Origin of the sequence: Pseudomonas sp. PA-6-3C, assembly GCF_021605825.1 — a bacterium.
Taxonomy (GTDB): Bacteria; Pseudomonadota; Gammaproteobacteria; order Pseudomonadales; family Pseudomonadaceae; genus Aquipseudomonas; species Aquipseudomonas edaphica.
On the sequence record NZ_WKDV01000022.1, the window covers coordinates 42,823 to 59,701 of the forward strand.

Sequence of the window (16,879 nt, forward strand, 5' to 3'; positions counted from 1 at the left end):
GGTTTCACCTGCGGTGTCATCCTGGATCGTTATCGTCCAGCCCGTGTGTTCCCCGGATAATATCGTTCCGCTGCGAGTCGTGGGCATGGGTGGCTTAGTCGCCCTCGCAAGCGCCACGGCCGCTGTAATGGCTGCCCGTGCCTGGGGGCTGTTTTTCCAGCAGGTCGACCCGACTGCTGCCGATGCTTGCGCCAGAATGTCGCTCACGTTCGACTTTCCAAGCACTTCCAATGAGTCAATGCCCAACTGCTCCAGCCGTGTAATCACGGTGGGGCCTACGCCCTTGAGAGCGAGCAAGGCGGTTCTTTCTTCCAATGAAAACGGCATGTATATATTCCTTTTTTTATTACTCGCTAGGCCTCAGCGCGGACAATACGCTGTGCCTTCACCTCTTCGGCGTACACGCCAAGCTTTTCCTGCTGCGCAGCCAGCAATGCGCACATTTTCATTAGCGCCACCGCTTCATCGGGTGTTCGGCCGTTCGCGGCCATCGCCGTCAGCTCCACCACCGACCAGCCGATAACTGCGCGTGCATCGTCAAGGTCGTAAAACAGTTCTTGTTGTGCGGTTCTGGGCCCGTCGAGCCCCTCTATCAGTTCGGCCATTTAGCGCTGCGCCTGCTGTTTCAATTGAAGTCCCATGACGACCATCCCTATGTCGGCAAGGTCCGTGCTGAAGGGGATTTCGCCCATGCGCCGAAACCCGAATGCCTCATAAAAGCCCTGTGCACTGACGTTGGTTTTGAGCACGTCCAGCCACAGTAAATGCTCACCACGTTGCGCCACTTCATCGCGAACACACTGCAACAGTTGTTTGCCGTAACCCCTGCCGGCGGCGGATTTGAGCAGGTAGATTTTCTGCAGCTCCGCGCCCACTTCACCGGTTAACGGCGCCGGCACCGACCAATTTACTTTGGCAAACCCGACGGCGTTGCCTTGTTCATCGAAAGCAGTGAACCACGCATGCTTGCCTGGCAACTCGAGTGACTGGCGCAGCGCACTGGATGAAAAATCCTGCTCAAGAAAACCGTGCATACCGGCAGGCGACCATAATGTCGAAAAATGCTCGCGATAGGTCTGGCAACCGACCTCGCGCAGCGTATCGATATCGGCCGTTGTCGCTTTACGAAGGGTGATCATGTTGTTCCTTGGTTTATGTGCGTAGAACCCTTTACAGCGTCCAGCCTAACCCAAGCGCCTTGTGCAGCGAGGCAAAATCCTTCAGCAGTTCAGCGTCGCCGGATATCCGGCTCTCTTGCGCCTGGTAGCGCGTGCGCTCGGCATCCAGCCAATCGAGGGTGCTGGCCGTGCCCGCGCGATAACGCTGGCGTGTCAGGTCGGCGGCGCGTACTGCCGAAGATTCCACGTTACGCAGCAGCACCACATTCTGGCGCTGATGCCCATAGCGTGCCAAGGCCACATCCGCATCGCGCAATGCACTCAATACCACGCTCTTGTACTGCGCCAAGGCTTCATCGCGTCCGGCCTCGGCGCCTTTGACGCTGGCGGCGACGCGGCCGAAGTCGAGGGCGTTCCAGGTGATGCGCGGCAGGACCAGCCAGGTGCCGCTGTCTTTACGCGCAAGGTGGCCGGGGTCGCTGGCGGAGAAGGACAGGTCGCCGGTGAGGCTGAGCTTGGGGAACCAGTCGGCGGTTTTTTCGCCGATCTGTGCGTTGCTGGAGGCCAGTTTACGCTCGGCCATGCGGATATCCGGGCGCGCCCTCAGCACCGCCGCCGGGTCGGCCAACGGCACGGCGCTGGGTAAGGCGGGCAGGGCGCGGGCGATGGCGAGTTGGCCATCCAGTTCGCCGGGTTCCAGGCCGCAAAGCAGGCCGAGTTGGTCGAGGGATTCGACGATGGCGGCTTGCAGTGGCAGGCGCTGGGCCTGGGTGTTTTCGGCTTGGGTGATGACTTGTTCAAGTTGCAGTTGCGAGGCCACGCCGCGCTCGCGGCGCTGCTGGGTGAGGTCCAGGGCCTGGTTTTCGATGTCGACGCTGGAGTCCACCAGTGCCAGGCGTGTTTGCTGGTCGCGCAGGTCGGTGTAGGCCTGGACGATTTCGGCGGCCAGTTGCACCTGGGCATCGGCCAGTTGCGCCTGGGACGCGTCGGCTTCGGCCTGCGCAGCCTCGACGGCGCGACGGGTGCCGCCGAACAGGTCGGCTTCCCAACTGGCATCGAAGCCGGCGAGGTAGAGGTTCAGCGGGCCGCGGCCGCCGCCACTGTTGCCACCCAGCGCGGAGGTGTCGGGCGAGCGCAGTTTGAGCATCGCAGCATCACCGCTGACCTTGGGCATCGCGTTGGCCTGTGCGCCGCTAAGGCTGGCGCGCGATTGCTTCAACCGGGCCTGGGCGGTGGCGATGTCGGGGCTGTTGCGCAGGGCTTTGTCCACCAGTTCGTTGAGCTGCGCGTCGCCCAGCGTGCGCCACCACTGCGCGACAGCGGGTGCGCCAGCGGAGGTGTTATCGGCATGCGGCAGGCGCCCGGCCGCCAGGGTTTTTGGCGCAACGTTGGGGGCACCCTGGTAGTCGGGGCCGACCGTGCAGGCGGACAGCAGCGCAACGTTGAACAGAAGAGCAAGCTTGCGAGGGATCATCGGGTTACCGTGCGCTTTTTCAGAATAAAGATCAGGGGCAGGCACGCCAGCATCGCCAGTCCCAGTAGATAAAACGAGTCGTTGTAGGCCATGACCGAGGCTTGCCGCGCGATGTCATTGGCCAGTTGCGCGAAGGCTTGCAGCTGTGAGGTGGAGGCATCACCGGTTTGTGCCAGGTAGCTGGCGGTGCTGCTGGCCATATGGTCCTGGGCCAGTTGGCTGTTGGCCGGGATGCCTTCACGCAGCATATCGTCGTGAAAGTGGCTGCGCCGGTCCATCAACACGCCGAGCAGGGCCAGGCCGATGGTGCCGCCCAGGTTGCGCGACATGTTGTACAGCCCGGCAGCGTCCCCGGCTTCGTGGGTTTGCACCGAGCGCATGGATAATTGGCTTAGAGGCATCATCACCAGGATCTGCCCGAACCCGCGCAGCAGTTGCGACCAGATAAAGTCATGGCCAACGCTGTCAGTGGTGAGCGTGGTGTCGACATAGCAACTGGCCCAGTACAGCAACAGCCCGGCGCCGACCATCCAGCGCAGGTCGTAGCGGCCCAGCATTCTTGGCAGAATCGGCATCAACACAAACGCCGGAATCCCCGATAACAGCATGATCGCGCCCGACTGCTGCGCGTTGTAGCCCGACAAAATGCCCAGGAATTGCGGCACCAGGTACGCCGTGCCATAGATCCCGGCACCGACCGCTGTGCCGATCAACAACACGCTGCCAAAGCTTTTGTTGAGCACCAGTTGCAGGCGCAGGATCGGGGTTGTTGAGCGCAGTTGCCCCACTGCAATCAGGAAGAACCCGGTGACGGTGGCGATGCTCAGCCAGATAATCAGCAGCGAATCAAACCAGTGTTCGCGCTGGCCTTCTTCGAGCACCACGGTCAGCGAACTCAAACCCATGGCCAGGCCGAGGATGCCCAACCAGTCAGCGCTGATAAAGCGTTGCAGGTTCATGCGCTCGGTCGGCAGGCCGGTGATCAGCAAGGTGATCAGCGCAATGCTGATGGGCAGGTTGAGAAAGAAACACCAGCGCCAGTTGATGTTTTCCGTGAGCCAGCCGCCGATCACCGGGCCCAGCAACGGGCCGAGAATCACGGTCATGCCGAACATGGTGGTGCCGATCGCCAGTTGGTGCGGGGGCAGGCGCGTGCGCACGATGGTCTGCGCGGTGGGGATCATCGCACCGCCGGCAAAGCCCTGGCCGATGCGCCCGGCGATCATCGCGCCGAGGCTGGAGGACAAGCCGCAGAACATCGAAAACGCGGTGAACATCAGCGCGGTGCCGATCAGAAAGCGGCGCAGGCCGAATACCCGCGTCAGCCATGCGGCGAGCGGGATCATGACGATTTCCGACATCAGGTAGCCGGTGGCGATCCACGTGCCTTCGGTGCCGGTCGCGCCGATCTGGCCCTGGATCTGCGGCAGCGCCGAGTTGGTGATCGACACGTCCAGCGTCGCCAGCAACGCGCCCAATGCCCCGGCAGCCACGGCGATCCAGTCGGTCAACGAGGCGTTGCGCGGTTTTTCGGCGACGGCCTCGGCCATCAGCGCCTCAGCCATGGTTGGCATCCGCCGCGTGGCTACGCGTGTCGACTTCGACGGTGGCCGACAGGCCGGGCATCAACGACGCGCGAATATCATCGGGTACATCAAGGGCAATCCTCACCGGCACACGCTGCACGATTTTGGTGAAGTTGCCGGTGGCATTTGAGGGCGGCAGCAAGGCGAACTGCGCGCCAGTACCGGGCGACAGGCTGTCGATATGCCCCTGCAGGTTGCGGCCGGGCAGTGCATCCACGTGCACTGTGACGGCCTGGCCGGGACGCATGGCGCCGATCTGGGTTTCCTTGTAGTTGGCGGTCAGGTAGATCGCGCTGATCGGCACCACCGTCAGTAAGCGCGTGCCGGGCTGCACATACTGGCCGACGCGCACACCACGGTCGGCCACCCGACCCTCCAGCGGGCTGCGGATCACCGCATCATCTACATCCAGCTGGCTCTGCGCTTCGCTGGCCTTGGCCACGCCGAGTTGCGCCTGGGCCTGCTTGAGCTGGGCTTGCAGGGTGCCGTAGCGGGTTTCGCTGGAGCGCAGCGCTGCCTGTTTGGCCGCCACGGTGCTGCGTGCCTGCGCCAGTTGGTTGTTGAGTTGCGCCAGGCGTTCTTCTGGCTCGGCGCCGGAGCGGGCCAGCGGTGCATAACGGGCCACTTCGGTTTGTGCGTGTTGTGCGTCGGCCTGGGCGCCTTGCAATTGGGCGCGGGCTTCGGCAATGGTGGAATCTTGCTGTACCAGGTCGGCCTGGGCTTTGGCGTAGTCGGCATTGCGCGCAGCTATCGTCGCCGAGGCTTCGTCGCTCACCGCCTGGTATTTGCGCGCATCCAGGCGCACCAGCACGTCGCCACGCTTGACGTTCTGGTTGTCGCTGAGCAGCACCTCGGCCACATAGCCGTTGATCTTGGGCGCTACGCTGATGCTGTCGGCCTGCAGGTAGGCATCGTCGGTGGTCTCGATAAAGCGCCCGTCCAGCCACCACCACGCGGCCCAGCCAAGGCCGCCCAGCAGCGCGAGGGTGGCGATGCTCAGGAGAATGCGGCGCGCTTTGCTGCGCTGGCCATTAACGGTGTCTTCAGGAATGACCTGAGGGGAGGGTGTTGCAGCGGACATCGGGTCATTCCTGTTTGTGAGGGCCGGTTTTATATCGGATGGAATAAATTCTATTTTCCGCGAATTTTTGTCAACTGGTATATTTTGGTCCGGTATTCGAGAGGAGCTGCACATGGCACGACATAAACCTGCTGCCGAAGGTGGTTACCAGCGCGGTGAAGAAACCCGCGCACGTATCGTCGAAGCGGCGGTCGAGGTGTTTGGCGAACGCGGCTATGACCGCGCGTCCACCCGTGACATCGCCACGGCTGCCGGGGTTAATGCGCCCGCGATCCAGTACTACTTCGATGGCAAGGAAGGCGTGTACCTAGAGTGTGTCGAGCATTTGATCACGCTGCTGTGGCGCAAGATGTCGCCGTGCGTGGAAGCGGCCGAGGCCGCGTTGGCGGATGCCAAGGCGAGCGATAAAACCTTGATCGACGTCTCGCTGGGCATTCTGGGTACGGTGGTCTCCACCATCCAGGACAGCCCCCAGACCACGATCTGGCGCGCATTTATGGATCGTCATCAGGCCGGCCTGTGCCCGCAAAGCGCAACCACCGCCTTTGAAGACCGCTTCAAGGCACGCATTGGCCGCGTCATACGCCAACTGATCGCGCGCCTTTCCGGCTTTGCCGTGGAAGACGAGCGCACGGTGATTCACTCCATGGCGCTGTTCACCCAGGGCTTGGCGTTTCGGGTGCAGAAGCCCAAGTTGCTGGAAGCGCTGAAGTGGACCGAGGTGAATCAGAAGGAGATGGAGGCGGTGCGCGATGTGGTGCTGATGCAGGCACGGTTTACGCTGGAAGGGTTGGCCAGGCAGCGGGATGTGCGCACGACCTGATGATTTTTTCGAATTGCTTGTATGTGGGAGCTGGCTTGCCTGCGATGGCCCTAGGTACCTACACAACTTTTCAAGGCAGCCAATTTCTCCTGTGGCGAGCAGGCTTGTCGAATCGTCGCACCGCCTGCGTTGGGCTGCGAAGCAGCCCCAAACCCAGTCGCTGAGTTCTTTCAGGAACATTGCAGTGCCTTTATTGGGGCCGCTCGCACCCCAGCGCAAGCAAGCTTGCTCGCCACAACAGCCCACTCATACTAGAGGTTGTCAGCTAGCACAGGGTAACGGCGCTTCGAAAACACCGGCAAAACCCGCCTTGCGTTGTGAAATGTTGTGAAGCGTGCGGAATGGCCCTTTGCCCATGCTAACGTCCGCGTCGGGGTATCGTCAGCTTGACGATTTCATTCGTTCCATTGAAGGAGCAGCGCCGATGTCTACTACCGTAACGCCCGCGTCTGGCGGGTCGAATACGCCAAAGTCTTCGCCTTCCACGTTCGACGACAAGTTGAACATTGCCAAGTCCAGCAAGGTCATTGCCGACTACATGCGCCAAACGGGCAAGTCAGCGATCACCAAGCAGGAGCTCACGCAACTGGCCAACAACGCTTCGGGCAAAGTGCCCACGGATGTGTCCGACGCTGCCAAGTACATGGAGCGCCACCCGGACGTGTTCACCGCGATTGAAACCCACGACGTGGCGGGGGCCGACAACCTCTCCGGCGTGTGGAACTTTGATTGGGCGGCCAAGGGTGGGCTCGATGGCACCTCGACCGACGCCATCGCCAAAATGCAGGACACCTTCGACTTTGCCATCGCCAAGTCCGCGCAGATCACCGAGATCTCCACGGGCAAAAAGGCTGAGCTGGACTCGACCAAGCAACGGCCCCAAAACTGAGACGCGTGGGTTGTCTGCCAACACCAACGGTTCCCGGCGGGCTCAGCGGGAACCGTAGTCGGCCTGTACGCCGTTGTGATGTGTTCAGCGCAGACTCAAGCAAGGCGCGCAACTCTACCGATCAGCTCGATAACGCCAAAGTGTATGCCTCGATCCGCCCCTAGCTGTACGGGGCGGCAAGGGCTGTAACCCACTACTGTCGCAGGCATACCACTACCGCCTGGATGCCGCGCCATGTTCATGTCCACCAGCCTCTTGTCCGCCTTTGTCCTGTTTGCCTTCGTGTCCTCGATCACGCCCGGCCCGAACAACACCATGTTGCTCGCCTCGGGGGTGAATTTTGGCTTTCGCCGCTCGATGCCCCACGCGCTGGGGATCAGCATCGGCTTCATGCTGTTGGTGATGTCGGTAGGCCTGGGCCTGGGCGAAGTGTTCAAGGTATTCCCGTGGGCCTACACGGTGTTGCGCTATGTGGGAGCGGCCTATTTGCTCTACCTGGCGTGGAAGATTGCCACCGCTGGCGGCATGTCCGAGAACCCTGACGAGCGTGGCAAACCCATGACCTTTCTTGGCGCGGCCGCGTTTCAGTGGGTCAACCCCAAGGCATGGATCATGGCGCTGGTATTTGCGGTGGTCAACCTGCCCAGTGTGTGCGTGTGGGTGGGCTGCGGCAGTGGATTGCGCAACGTGCTGCGCGAGCCGCGTTGGTTGCGGGTATTCAACGGGTCGATGGCGGCGCTGTTGGTGCTGTCGTTGTACCCGATGTTTTTTGTGTGAAGCAGTGCCTCACACCGGCGAGATGGTTGCCAGCAAGCCGATACCGATGGTCAGCACCAGAAAACCGAACAGGAAAATTGCCATCTTGGTCATAAGGCCTCCGAAGGGAAGGGAGTCGACAGGAGTGTCGGAATGGCGCCCATTGTCCGCTTCACTGGCGTTTCGATACAGACGCAGATAGCAAAGAAAAAACCGTATCAGATGGTCCCGCAGCTGCCAGGCTGCGGGCCTGGGATGCGGTTGCTTTTGTAAAGATCAGGCTTAAAGGTCGTGTTGACTATCAACAGGCAAGCGTCCTCCATCGTGGCGGCGGCCACGCAGCATAGTCATTATTCTTCGTGGGAATGCGGCACGACAGCCGGCGCATTTGCCCCTAAGATAGCGCCCATTGCATAAACAAAAAGAGTGGGCCAACCCTCGATGGAAAGACGCCAGTTCAGCGGTGGCATGAAAGGCAAGAACCTGCGCTACCTGAATGAAAACTTCCAGCAGCCGTCGCCGGTCACCCGCGTTGGTTTTTTGCTGCTCGAACACTTTTCCCTGCCGGCATTCACCCAGACCCTCGACACCCTGATCACCGCCAACCTGTTGCGCCCCGAGCTGTTTGCCACGCGTACCTTCGGGTGTGACGAGGGCGAAGTTATCAGCGACCTGGGCCTGGTGATCCGCCCGGATGCCCGCCTGCAAGCGTCGGCATTGCCCGACCTGGATTTGCTGGTGATCTGCGGCGGTTTTCGCACCGAACTCAAAGCCAGCGAGGATTTCATCCAGCTGTTGCGCAGCGCCGCCGAACAGGGTGTGAGCCTCGCCGGCCTATGGAACGGCGCCTGGTTCCTTGGTCGCGCCGGGCTGTTGCAGGGTTACCACTGCGCGATCCACCCGGAACATCGCCCGGCGCTGTCGGAAGTGTCCAAAGCTGCGCAGGTCACCAGCGAACCCTACGTGATTGACCGCGATCGCCTCACCGCCTCCAGCCCATCGGGCGCGTTCCATATGGCCCTGGACTGGATCAAAAGCCTGCATGGCAAGGCCTTGGTCGAAGGTATCGAAGACATCCTGGCGTTTGAAGAGTCACGCTACCGGCGTATCAAACCCACAGAGAACATCAGCGTCAGCGCGCCACTGCGTGAAGTGGTGAAACTGATGGACGCCAACCTCGAAGAACCCTTGGAACTGGACCAATTGGCAGTCTACGCCGGCCGCTCGCGGCGCCAGCTCGAACGCCTGTTCAAGGAGCAACTGGGCACTACGCCGCAACGCTATTACATGGAGTTACGTGTCACCGAGGCGCGGCGTTTGTTGCAGCACACCGAACTGTCACAGGTGGATGTGCTGGTGGCGTGCGGGTTTGTGTCGCCGAGCCATTTCAGTAAGTGCTACAGCGCGTATTTCGGCTATCGGCCGTCCAAAGAGAAGCGCTTGGTCAAGTAGCGTTGAGGGCGAGCACTGCCACTGTGATTGTCACTGTGGCGAGCAGGCTTGCCCTGCGTTGGGTGGCGAAGCCGCCCCTCATTCAGACGACTCGGTGAGTCAGGTGTAACGGTATGGGGCTGCTGCGCAGCCCAACGCAGGGCAAGCCTGCTCGCCACAAAAACGCCAAAGACCTAAAAGCGCGCCAATCGGTAAGGGGCCAGGTCCGGCAGCACTATGCGCTTATCAAGCGTAACCAGTTGCACGACCATCTCCGCCGTCACCGCCGCCTGCGTCAACCCCAAATGCTGATGCCCAAACGCGAGCAGTACCTTGCCTTCCGCGACCCGATCAATGATCGGCAGCGAGTCCGGCAGCGACGGGCGAAAGCCCATCCATGGGGTTGCGTCCCGGGTACTCAAGTCCTGGCGAAACAAGCCCTTGCTCAAACGATGCAGTTGCCAGGCGCGTTGCATATTGGCGGGGCGCTCCAGGCCTGCGAATTCGACCGTGCCGGCCAGGCGCAAGCCATCGTTCATGGGGGTCATGATAAATTTGCGCTCGAACGAGGTCACGGCAAAGGGCAAGCGCTGGTGTTCGTGGGGCAGCATCAGGTGATAGCCGCGCTCGGTGTCCAGCGGGACCTGCTTGCCGGTGAGTGCAGCGGTGAGTTTGGCCGAATGGGCGCCGCAGGCGATCAGCACCTGGCGGGCGGTCAGGCTGCCTTGATCGGTCAGCAGCGATACGCCGTCCGACGCCAGGCGCCCATCGAGCACGCGTTGCTGCACAAACTGCACACCGCAAGCCTTGGCCGCGCTCACCAGTGCGCACACCACGCTGTACGGATCAATAAAATGCCCGGTGCCCGGGAAGAACAGGCCGCCCTGGATCGCACCGTTCAGTTGCGGCGCGGCCTTGCGTATTGCCTCGCCCGACCAGAAATCCACCGGCACATTCTGCTGCTGCATGCGTTGGCGCAACGCGTCGATGGCTTCCCCGGACGCGGCACGCTCAAATACCAGCAACGAACCCTCGGCGCGCAACAGTTGCGGCTGCTCAATGGCCTGCAGCAGACGCTGCCAAGCGCCCAGGCTGGCCTCATTGAGCGCACGAATGCCCGCCACCGTGCGCCGGTAGTTCGCCGGGCGTAGGTTGAGCAACAAGCGCACGAACCAGGGCAGGGCGCGTGGCAGGTACTTCCAGTCCAGGCGCAACGGACCCATAGGGTCCATCAGCATGGCGGGCAGGCGCTTGAGGATCGACACGTCGGCAATCGGGAACACTTGCTCGGTGGCCAAATGCCCGGCGTTGCCATAGGACGCGCCCATGCCCGGCGCCTGTGGGTCGATGACCACCACGCGTTGGCCTTGACGGGCCAATTGCAGGGCGCAGGCGACGCCAATGATGCCGGCGCCAATCACAGCGATATCAGCACGGTTGCTGTCGCTCATCGTTCAGGCCTCTCTCTGGCCGTCGAGCAAGCGTCGCAACAGCAGCGGGTTGGCGTGTTGCAGCGCAGCGGGCAGCAAGCTGTCCGGGAAGTCCTGGTAACACACCGGGCGCAGAAAACGCAGGATCGCTGCGGTACCGACCGAGGTGCTGCGCGAGTCGCTGGTGGCCGGGAACGGGCCGCCGTGGACCATGGCGTCGCACACTTCCACGCCGGTCGGCCAGCCGTTGACCAGCAGGCGCCCGGCCTTGCGCTCCAATACCGGCAGCAGGGCTTGGGCGCGTGCCAGGTCGGCGTCGTCCAGGTGCAGTGTGGCGGTCAACTGGCCTTCCAACTGCTCGGAAACCTGGCGCACTTCTTCGTCATTGGCACACACCACGACCAAGGAGGCTGCGCCAAAGACTTCCGCCTGCAGATGCTCATTGCGCAAAAACGCGCTGGCCTGGGTCACAAACAGCTGTGCCTGGCCTTGATTCGGGCCTTGCGCCGCCATGCCTTTGGCGGCGATTTGTGCGTGTTCAGTCAAGCTGCCGACGCCCGCTTCATAGGCCTGGAAAATACCTGGCGTCAGCATGGTCTGGGCGGCGCACGCCGGGAGCAACTCACTCGCCGTGGCGACAAAGCGCTCGAGTGCCGGGCCTGCGGCCGCAATCACCAAGCCAGGGTTGGTGCAAAACTGCCCGGCGCCTTGGGTCAACGAGGCGACAAAACCTTGGGCCAACGCCTCTGCACGCGTGTGCAACGCCGCAGGAAACAGATACACCGGGTTGATCGAACTCATTTCCGCATACACCGGAATCGGCTCCGGCCGCGCTTGCGCCGCCTGGGTCAGGGCGATACCGCCGCTGCGTGAGCCGGTAAACCCCAAGGCCTTGATACGCGGGTCGGTGACCAATGCGATGCCGACTTCGCGACCCGATCCATACAGCAGCGAAAACACACCGTCGGGCAAACCGCAGTCTTTAACGGCCTTGGCCAGCGCACGGCCGACCAGTTCGCTGGTGCCGGGATGCGCGCCATGGGCCTTGACGATCACCGGGCAACCGGCGGCGAGTGCAGAGGCGGTATCGCCGCCCGCTACTGAGAACGCCAAGGGGAAATTGCTCGCACCAAACACCGCCACCGGCCCCAGTGCGATGTGCCGCTGGCGCAGGTCTGCACGTGGCAATGGCTCACGCGCCGGTTGCGCGGTGTCGACGCGCACGTCCAGCCATTCACCGGCGCGCACCGTGCGGGCAAATGTGCGCAATTGCCCGCAGGTGCGGCCGCGTTCGCCCTGGATACGCGGGCGTGGCAGGCCGGTTTCGGCCATGGCACGTTCGATCAACTCATCGCCGAGGGCTTCAATGTTGTCGGCGATGGTTTCAAGAAAGGCCGCGCGTGCTGCCAGCGAGGTGTCGCGATAGCTGTCAAACCCCGCCCAAGCCAAGGCACAGGCCTGTTCGACATGCTCGCCAGCGCCGCCTGGGTAGGCGGGGGCCAAGGGCTGGTTGGTGGCGGGATTAATGGCCTGGATCGCTTCGCGATGGCCGCAGACTGCGTGCTGACCGATCAGCATCTTGCCCGTCAGAGTCATGGGGTGTCCTTGAAAAATGAGGGTTGGCCGCTGTGAGAACCACAGCGGCGCGCGAGGGTGTCAGGCCACGTTCTGTTCAGCCGACCAGTTGGCGTACCACTGGCGGAACAACGCGTACTGGTGCTCGGCATAACGCTGTTGGGCGGTGCTGAGCACGTCGGTTTCGTTGAAGTGCAGGGCGTAGCCCTGGTCGCCGTTGAGCACCATCAAGTGCTTGTAATACAGCACCAGGTCGCAACCCTCGTCGAAGGACGACAGCACGGCCAGCGCGGCTTCCAGCTCACGGGCCAGGCGCCGGGCCTTGGCGTCGCCTTTGGCGGCTTTTTTGCTCAGGGCGACCAGTTGCAGCACTTCGCGCGGCAGTGCGTTGCCAATACCGGTGATGGCGCCGGTGGCGTTGCAGTTGACGAAGCCGTGCACCACTTGGGTGTCGACGCCGACCATCAGGGTCACGGCATCGTCCTGGGAGGTGATGTTTTCTGCCGCGTAGCGCAGGTCGGCGCCGCCGCCGAATTCCTTGAAGCCGATCAGGTTGGGGTGTTCACGGCGCAGTTCAAAGAACAGCTCGGCGCGGGTGGCGAAGCCGTAATACGGGCTGTTGTAGATCACTGCCGGCAGGTTCGGCGCGGCCTTGAGGATCGCCGAGAAGTGCGCCTTTTGCGCGGTGGCCGAAGCGCCACGGGACAGCACGCGCGGGATTACCATCAAGCCATGGGCGCCGACCTTGGCCGCGTGGGCGGCGTGGGCCACCGCTTCACGGCTGTTGACCGCGCCGGTGCCGACGATGGTCGGCACGCCAGCGGCAACCAAACGGGCCACGCCTTCCTGGCGTTCGGCTTCGGTCAGCAGCGGCCAGTCACCCATGGAACCGCAATACACCACGGCGCTCATGCCGATATCGATCAGTTCACGGCCCTTGGCGACCAGGGCGTCGAAGTCCGGTTTGCGTTCAGGCGTGCACGGGGTCATCAGTGCAGGGATGCAACCGGTGAAGATGTTGTCGCTCATTGTTCTAACTCCAGCGTTCAGTTAAATAAGGCCCGGGCTCAGATGCCCCAGGCAAAAGGGTCCTGTTCGTCGATCAGCAAGGTGCTGTCGGCGGTCATGTAGGCGCGGCCGGTGATGAAGGGGCGAATGCGCTCGCCATCCCATTCATAACGGCCTTCGAATTGGCTGCCGGTGATGCTGGCCTGCACCCAGGTGGCGCCGGGCGCGAGTTTGTCGTCAGCCGCCAGGCACGCGAGTTTGGCGCTGGTGCCGGTGCCACACGGTGAGCGGTCGTAGGCTTTGCCGGGGCACATCACGAAGTTGCGGCTGTCGGCGTGGGCGTCGTCGGCGAACAGTTCGATATGGTCGATCACTGCGCCGTCGGCACCGTGAATGCCTTGGGTTTCGAGGGCCTTGAGCATCGCCCAGGTGTAGTCGGTGAGGGTGTCGACGTTGTCTATCGCCAGCCTGTGGCCGTGCTGCGACACCAGGAAAAACCAGTTGCCGCCCCAGGCAACATCGCCATGCACCACGCCATAGCCCGGCACATCCACCGGCACCTGCTGGCGGTGACGGTAGGCGGGCACGTTGCGCAAGGTCACCGCGCCGTCGTCGTGCAAGGTGGCGGCTACCGGGCCGACCGGCGTGTCGATGGTGTGCACGCCGGGCGTTATGCGGCCCAAGTGGTGCAAGGAGGCGACCAGGCCGATGGTGCCGTGGCCACACATGCCCAGATAACCGGCATTGTTGAAAAAGATCACCCCGCAGGTGGCGCCTGGCGTGACCGGCGCGCAGTACAGCGCGCCGACCAGCACGTCATTGCCACGTGGCTCCAGCAGGCAGGCGCGGCGCCATTGATCGTGTTCGCTGCGCAAGGTGTGCAACTGGTCGGCAATGGTTGCGCCGGCGAGGGCAGGGAAGCCGTCCATTATCAGGCGCGTCGGTTCGCCGCCGGTGTGGGAGTCGATAACATGCAGGCGCTTCATAACAGGCTCCATCAGTGAGTGGCCGGGGACAGTGGCGCGTTGTAATGCGCGTCGCTGACCGCTTCGCTTTCGTCGTCTTCGTGTTCCAGGCGCACCAGGTGCGCGGGCACGCCAGTGGCGGCGCCCCAGTAGTAAATGCCCAGGGCGCAGAGGGCGACGACCAGCGTGTCAAACGGGTGGCTGATCGCGCCGATACCGCCGAAACTGCCGAGCTTGGACAGCAGGATAGTCACCGCGTAGAAGCCGATCAGCCAGGCCGACGAGCGCACTTGTTGCTTGAGATTCAGGTGCGCGGTCGGCACCCAGCGTGCGCACAGCAGGTACACCACAAACATCAGGATTTGCAGGCCAAGCAGCCACGACACGGTGCTCCAGCCGGACCAGTAAACGATCAGCGCGGCGATGATGAACGACAGCGGGCCGAGCACCGCCATGCCCTTGACCCGGAACGGCCGGGCCATGCCGGGCGCATTGCGGCGCAGCGCGGCGACGGTCACCGGGGCCACGGCGTAGCTTAAGATCAGCGCCGCCGACACCACATTGATCAGTGCTTCCCAGGACGGAAACGGCAGGGTCCAGAACACCGACAAACCAAAGGTCAACCACAGCGCCGGGCGCGGGATGCCGGACTTCTCATCAATGCGCGTAAAGATCTTGAAAAACGTGCCGGTCTGCGCCCAGCCGTACACCACACGCGGCGTGGCATTCATGTAGATATTGCCGCAGCCGCTGGGTGAGATCACCGCATCGGCCACCACCAGGTAGGCCAGCCAACCCACGCCCAACGCCAGGGCAATATCACGATAAGGCAGCGCCAGTTGCTTGCTGATACCCGCCCAGCCATCGGCCAGCATCTCGGTCGGCACGCCACCGAGGAATGCGGTTTGCAGCAGCACATAAATAGCGGTCGACAGCAGCACCGAGAGGATCAAGGCAATCGGGATCGTGCGTTGTGGGTTCTTCACTTCACTGGCCACCGAGATGATCGGCGTGAGGCCCAGGTAGGCGAAGATCACGCCGCCGGCCGACACCGCCATCTCGATGCCCGACAGGCCGAACGGGGCAAAACCCTGGGTCTGGAAATTCGCCGGTTTGAAGAAGGTGAACAGCACACCAATCACCAGCAGCGGCACGATGAACTTGAATACGCTCACCAGGTTATTGGCGATGGCGAAGGTCTTTACACTGCGGTAATTGAGCACAAAGAACAGGCACAGCAGTGCAAATTGCACCAACCAGCCCAGGGTGGTCGGGTCGCTGGAACCGACCTTGGTCAGCTCGGGAAACCAGGCCGCGGCGTATTGGCGCGAGGCGACCACTTCGATCGCCACCAGGCTGGAGAACGCGATCAGCGTGATAAAGCCCATCAGGTAGCCCAGCAGCGGGCCATGGGAATACACCGGGTAACGCACCACGCCACCGGCGCGGGGCAGGGCGGCGCCGAGTTCGCAGTACACAATGCCCAGCAGCAGCACGGCGAAACCGCCGATCAGCCAGGAAATAATCCCCGCCGGGCCGGCGATGGCGGACACGTGGCTGGCCGCAAACAACCAGCCCGAACCGAAGATGGCGCCTAACCCGATAAAGGTCAGGTCCATCAGTGAAAGTTGTTTCTTGAACTTGCCTTGAGCAGACATGGCGGCGCCTTCTTGTGAGTTATTGGATAGGCATGCAGTGGCGATATCCTGAACCGATCAAGGGCGCTGCGATTGATGTTTTGCGTTGATGTGAATGACGAATTCGGCACAGTTTGAATGCGTAGATCCAGGCTTTTTTGTGGGAGCTGGCTTGCCTGCGATTGCATCACCTCGGTTTGCCTGAATGACCGAGGCGTCTGCATCGCAGGCAAGCCAGCTCCCACATTTTTGATCGAGTGTGGCCTCCAAGGCTGCCACAACCTTGTGTGGATACTCAGGCTGGCATAGGGCAATCTGCTTAAAAAAAATGGAGTGCAGGCCATGCTGCCCAGTGCATTTGCGAGCTTTCTACAGGCCAACCGCCCCAACAGCATCGAGCAACTATTGGCGGGGGTCGCGCAGTTGCTGCCCTTGCTCGACGTAATCCCCAACGCGGCGATTTTCATCAAGGATATCGACGCCCGCTACGTCCTCGCCAACCACACCCTGGTGCAACGCTGCGGCCTCAAACAGCTGCAGCCGCTGCTGGGTAAGACCAGCGCCGAAGTGTTCCCCGCACAATTGGGGCCGGGCTACACCGAGCAAGACCGGCGCGTGCTGGAGCAGGGTTTTGTGCTCGAAGACCAGCTTGAGCTGCACCTGTATGGCAGCCGCGAACCGGGCTGGTGCCTGACGCACAAATGGCCGCTGTACAACGACAAGGGCGCGATCATCGGCCTGGCGGGTATTTCGGTGGACCTGCAATCGGCCAGCGAAAAGCATCCGGCCTACCAGCGCCTGGCCGCCGTGGATGAACACATTCGCCAGCATTTCAACCGCCGTGTCACCCTCGGCGAGCTGACCCGCATTGCCGGGATTTCCGTCGCGCAACTGGAGCGCTACTGCAAACGTGTATTCCACCTCACACCCCGGCAGATGATCCAGAAGGTGCGCCTGGAGCATGCGCACCGGCTGTTGCACACCGACCTGCCGATCACCGAGGTGGCGTTGCAATGCGGCTACACCGACCACAGCGCATTTACCCGCCAGTTCAAGGCATTGACCGGCTTTACTCCCAGGCAGTACCGGCAATTGGAGTAAATGCA

15 protein-coding genes and 1 pseudogene are annotated in these 16,879 nt (G+C 62.3%); 5 read left to right on the forward strand and 11 right to left on the reverse strand.

Translation table 11 applies throughout. The annotated features are described in order from the left end of the window. Positions 1 to 102: 102 nt before the first annotated feature. The 6 genes and pseudogenes from GIW48_RS16210 to GIW48_RS16235 all read right to left on the reverse strand — a co-directional run. A pseudogene (locus tag GIW48_RS16210) lies at positions 103 to 327 on the reverse strand (helix-hairpin-helix domain-containing protein); the annotation flags it as partial. 26 nt (positions 328 to 353) lie between these two features. Beyond that, positions 354 to 605, reverse strand: coding sequence for a hypothetical protein (locus tag GIW48_RS16215; RefSeq protein ID WP_099549685.1), 252 nt, complete (start codon positions 603 to 605; stop codon positions 354 to 356). Continuing rightward, entirely contained in the window at positions 606 to 1,139 is a 534-nt protein-coding gene (locus GIW48_RS16220; RefSeq protein WP_170037565.1) for a GNAT family N-acetyltransferase, read from the reverse strand. It lies immediately after the preceding gene. Between the two features lie 31 nt (positions 1,140 to 1,170). After that, on the reverse strand, positions 1,171 to 2,592 hold the full coding sequence (locus tag GIW48_RS16225; protein WP_236461002.1) for an efflux transporter outer membrane subunit: 1,422 nt from the start codon (positions 2,590 to 2,592) through the stop codon (positions 1,171 to 1,173). Beyond that, positions 2,589 to 4,157 (reverse strand): DHA2 family efflux MFS transporter permease subunit, encoded by a 1,569-nt coding sequence (locus GIW48_RS16230; protein ID WP_169986187.1) that lies wholly within the window; start codon positions 4,155 to 4,157, stop codon positions 2,589 to 2,591. The genes GIW48_RS16225 and GIW48_RS16230 overlap by 4 nt, the downstream gene beginning before the upstream one ends. Next, complete coding sequence (locus GIW48_RS16235) at positions 4,150 to 5,259, reverse strand: HlyD family secretion protein (protein WP_236461003.1); 1,110 nt, start codon at positions 5,257 to 5,259, stop codon at positions 4,150 to 4,152. Before GIW48_RS16235 ends, GIW48_RS16230 begins: the two co-directional genes overlap by 8 nt. A 112-nt stretch (positions 5,260 to 5,371) precedes the next feature. Here GIW48_RS16235 and GIW48_RS16240 point away from each other — a divergent pair, with 112 nt between their 5' ends. The 4 genes from GIW48_RS16240 to GIW48_RS16255 all read left to right on the forward strand — a co-directional run bounded on the left by GIW48_RS16240 (position 5,372) and on the right by GIW48_RS16255 (position 9,179). Further along, the gene (locus GIW48_RS16240; RefSeq protein WP_186616858.1) at positions 5,372 to 6,082 is read left to right on the forward strand and encodes a CerR family C-terminal domain-containing protein; all 711 of its coding nucleotides are present in this window, start codon (positions 5,372 to 5,374) and stop codon (positions 6,080 to 6,082) included. A 424-nt stretch (positions 6,083 to 6,506) separates the two neighbouring features. Continuing rightward, entirely contained in the window at positions 6,507 to 6,971 is a 465-nt protein-coding gene (locus tag GIW48_RS16245) for a hypothetical protein (RefSeq protein WP_017138878.1), read from the forward strand. A gap of 234 nt (positions 6,972 to 7,205) precedes the next feature. Further along, entirely contained in the window at positions 7,206 to 7,748 is a 543-nt protein-coding gene (locus GIW48_RS16250; protein ID WP_236461004.1) for a LysE family translocator, read from the forward strand. Between the two features lie 447 nt (positions 7,749 to 8,195). Next, positions 8,196 to 9,179: a GlxA family transcriptional regulator gene (locus GIW48_RS16255; protein WP_169986444.1), complete on the forward strand. Its 984-nt coding sequence runs from the start codon at positions 8,196 to 8,198 to the stop codon at positions 9,177 to 9,179. Positions 9,180 to 9,352: 173 nt separating this feature from the next. Here GIW48_RS16255 and GIW48_RS16260 read toward each other — a convergent pair whose 3' ends face one another. The 5 genes from GIW48_RS16260 to GIW48_RS16280 are packed head-to-tail and all read right to left on the reverse strand — an operon-like array spanning position 9,353 to position 15,794. Further along, entirely contained in the window at positions 9,353 to 10,609 is a 1,257-nt protein-coding gene (locus tag GIW48_RS16260; protein WP_236461005.1) for an NAD(P)/FAD-dependent oxidoreductase, read from the reverse strand. 3 nt (positions 10,610 to 10,612) lie between these two features. Further along, entirely contained in the window at positions 10,613 to 12,184 is a 1,572-nt protein-coding gene (locus GIW48_RS16265; protein ID WP_236461006.1) for an aldehyde dehydrogenase (NADP(+)), read from the reverse strand. Positions 12,185 to 12,244: 60 nt separating this feature from the next. Beyond that, positions 12,245 to 13,192, reverse strand: a complete 948-nt coding sequence (locus GIW48_RS16270) for a dihydrodipicolinate synthase family protein (protein ID WP_236461008.1) — start codon at positions 13,190 to 13,192, stop codon at positions 12,245 to 12,247. Positions 13,193 to 13,230: 38 nt separating this feature from the next. Then, a complete protein-coding gene (locus GIW48_RS16275) occupies positions 13,231 to 14,157 on the reverse strand; it encodes a 4-hydroxyproline epimerase (RefSeq protein ID WP_236447743.1) in 927 nt (308 codons plus the stop codon). Positions 14,158 to 14,168: 11 nt separating this feature from the next. Next, on the reverse strand, positions 14,169 to 15,794 hold the full coding sequence (locus GIW48_RS16280) for an APC family permease (protein ID WP_236447742.1): 1,626 nt from the start codon (positions 15,792 to 15,794) through the stop codon (positions 14,169 to 14,171). 321 nt (positions 15,795 to 16,115) lie between these two features. Here GIW48_RS16280 and GIW48_RS16285 point away from each other — a divergent pair, with 321 nt between their 5' ends. Continuing rightward, positions 16,116 to 16,874 (forward strand): AraC family transcriptional regulator, encoded by a 759-nt coding sequence (locus GIW48_RS16285; protein WP_099549696.1) that lies wholly within the window; start codon positions 16,116 to 16,118, stop codon positions 16,872 to 16,874. Positions 16,875 to 16,879 lie beyond the last annotated feature (5 nt).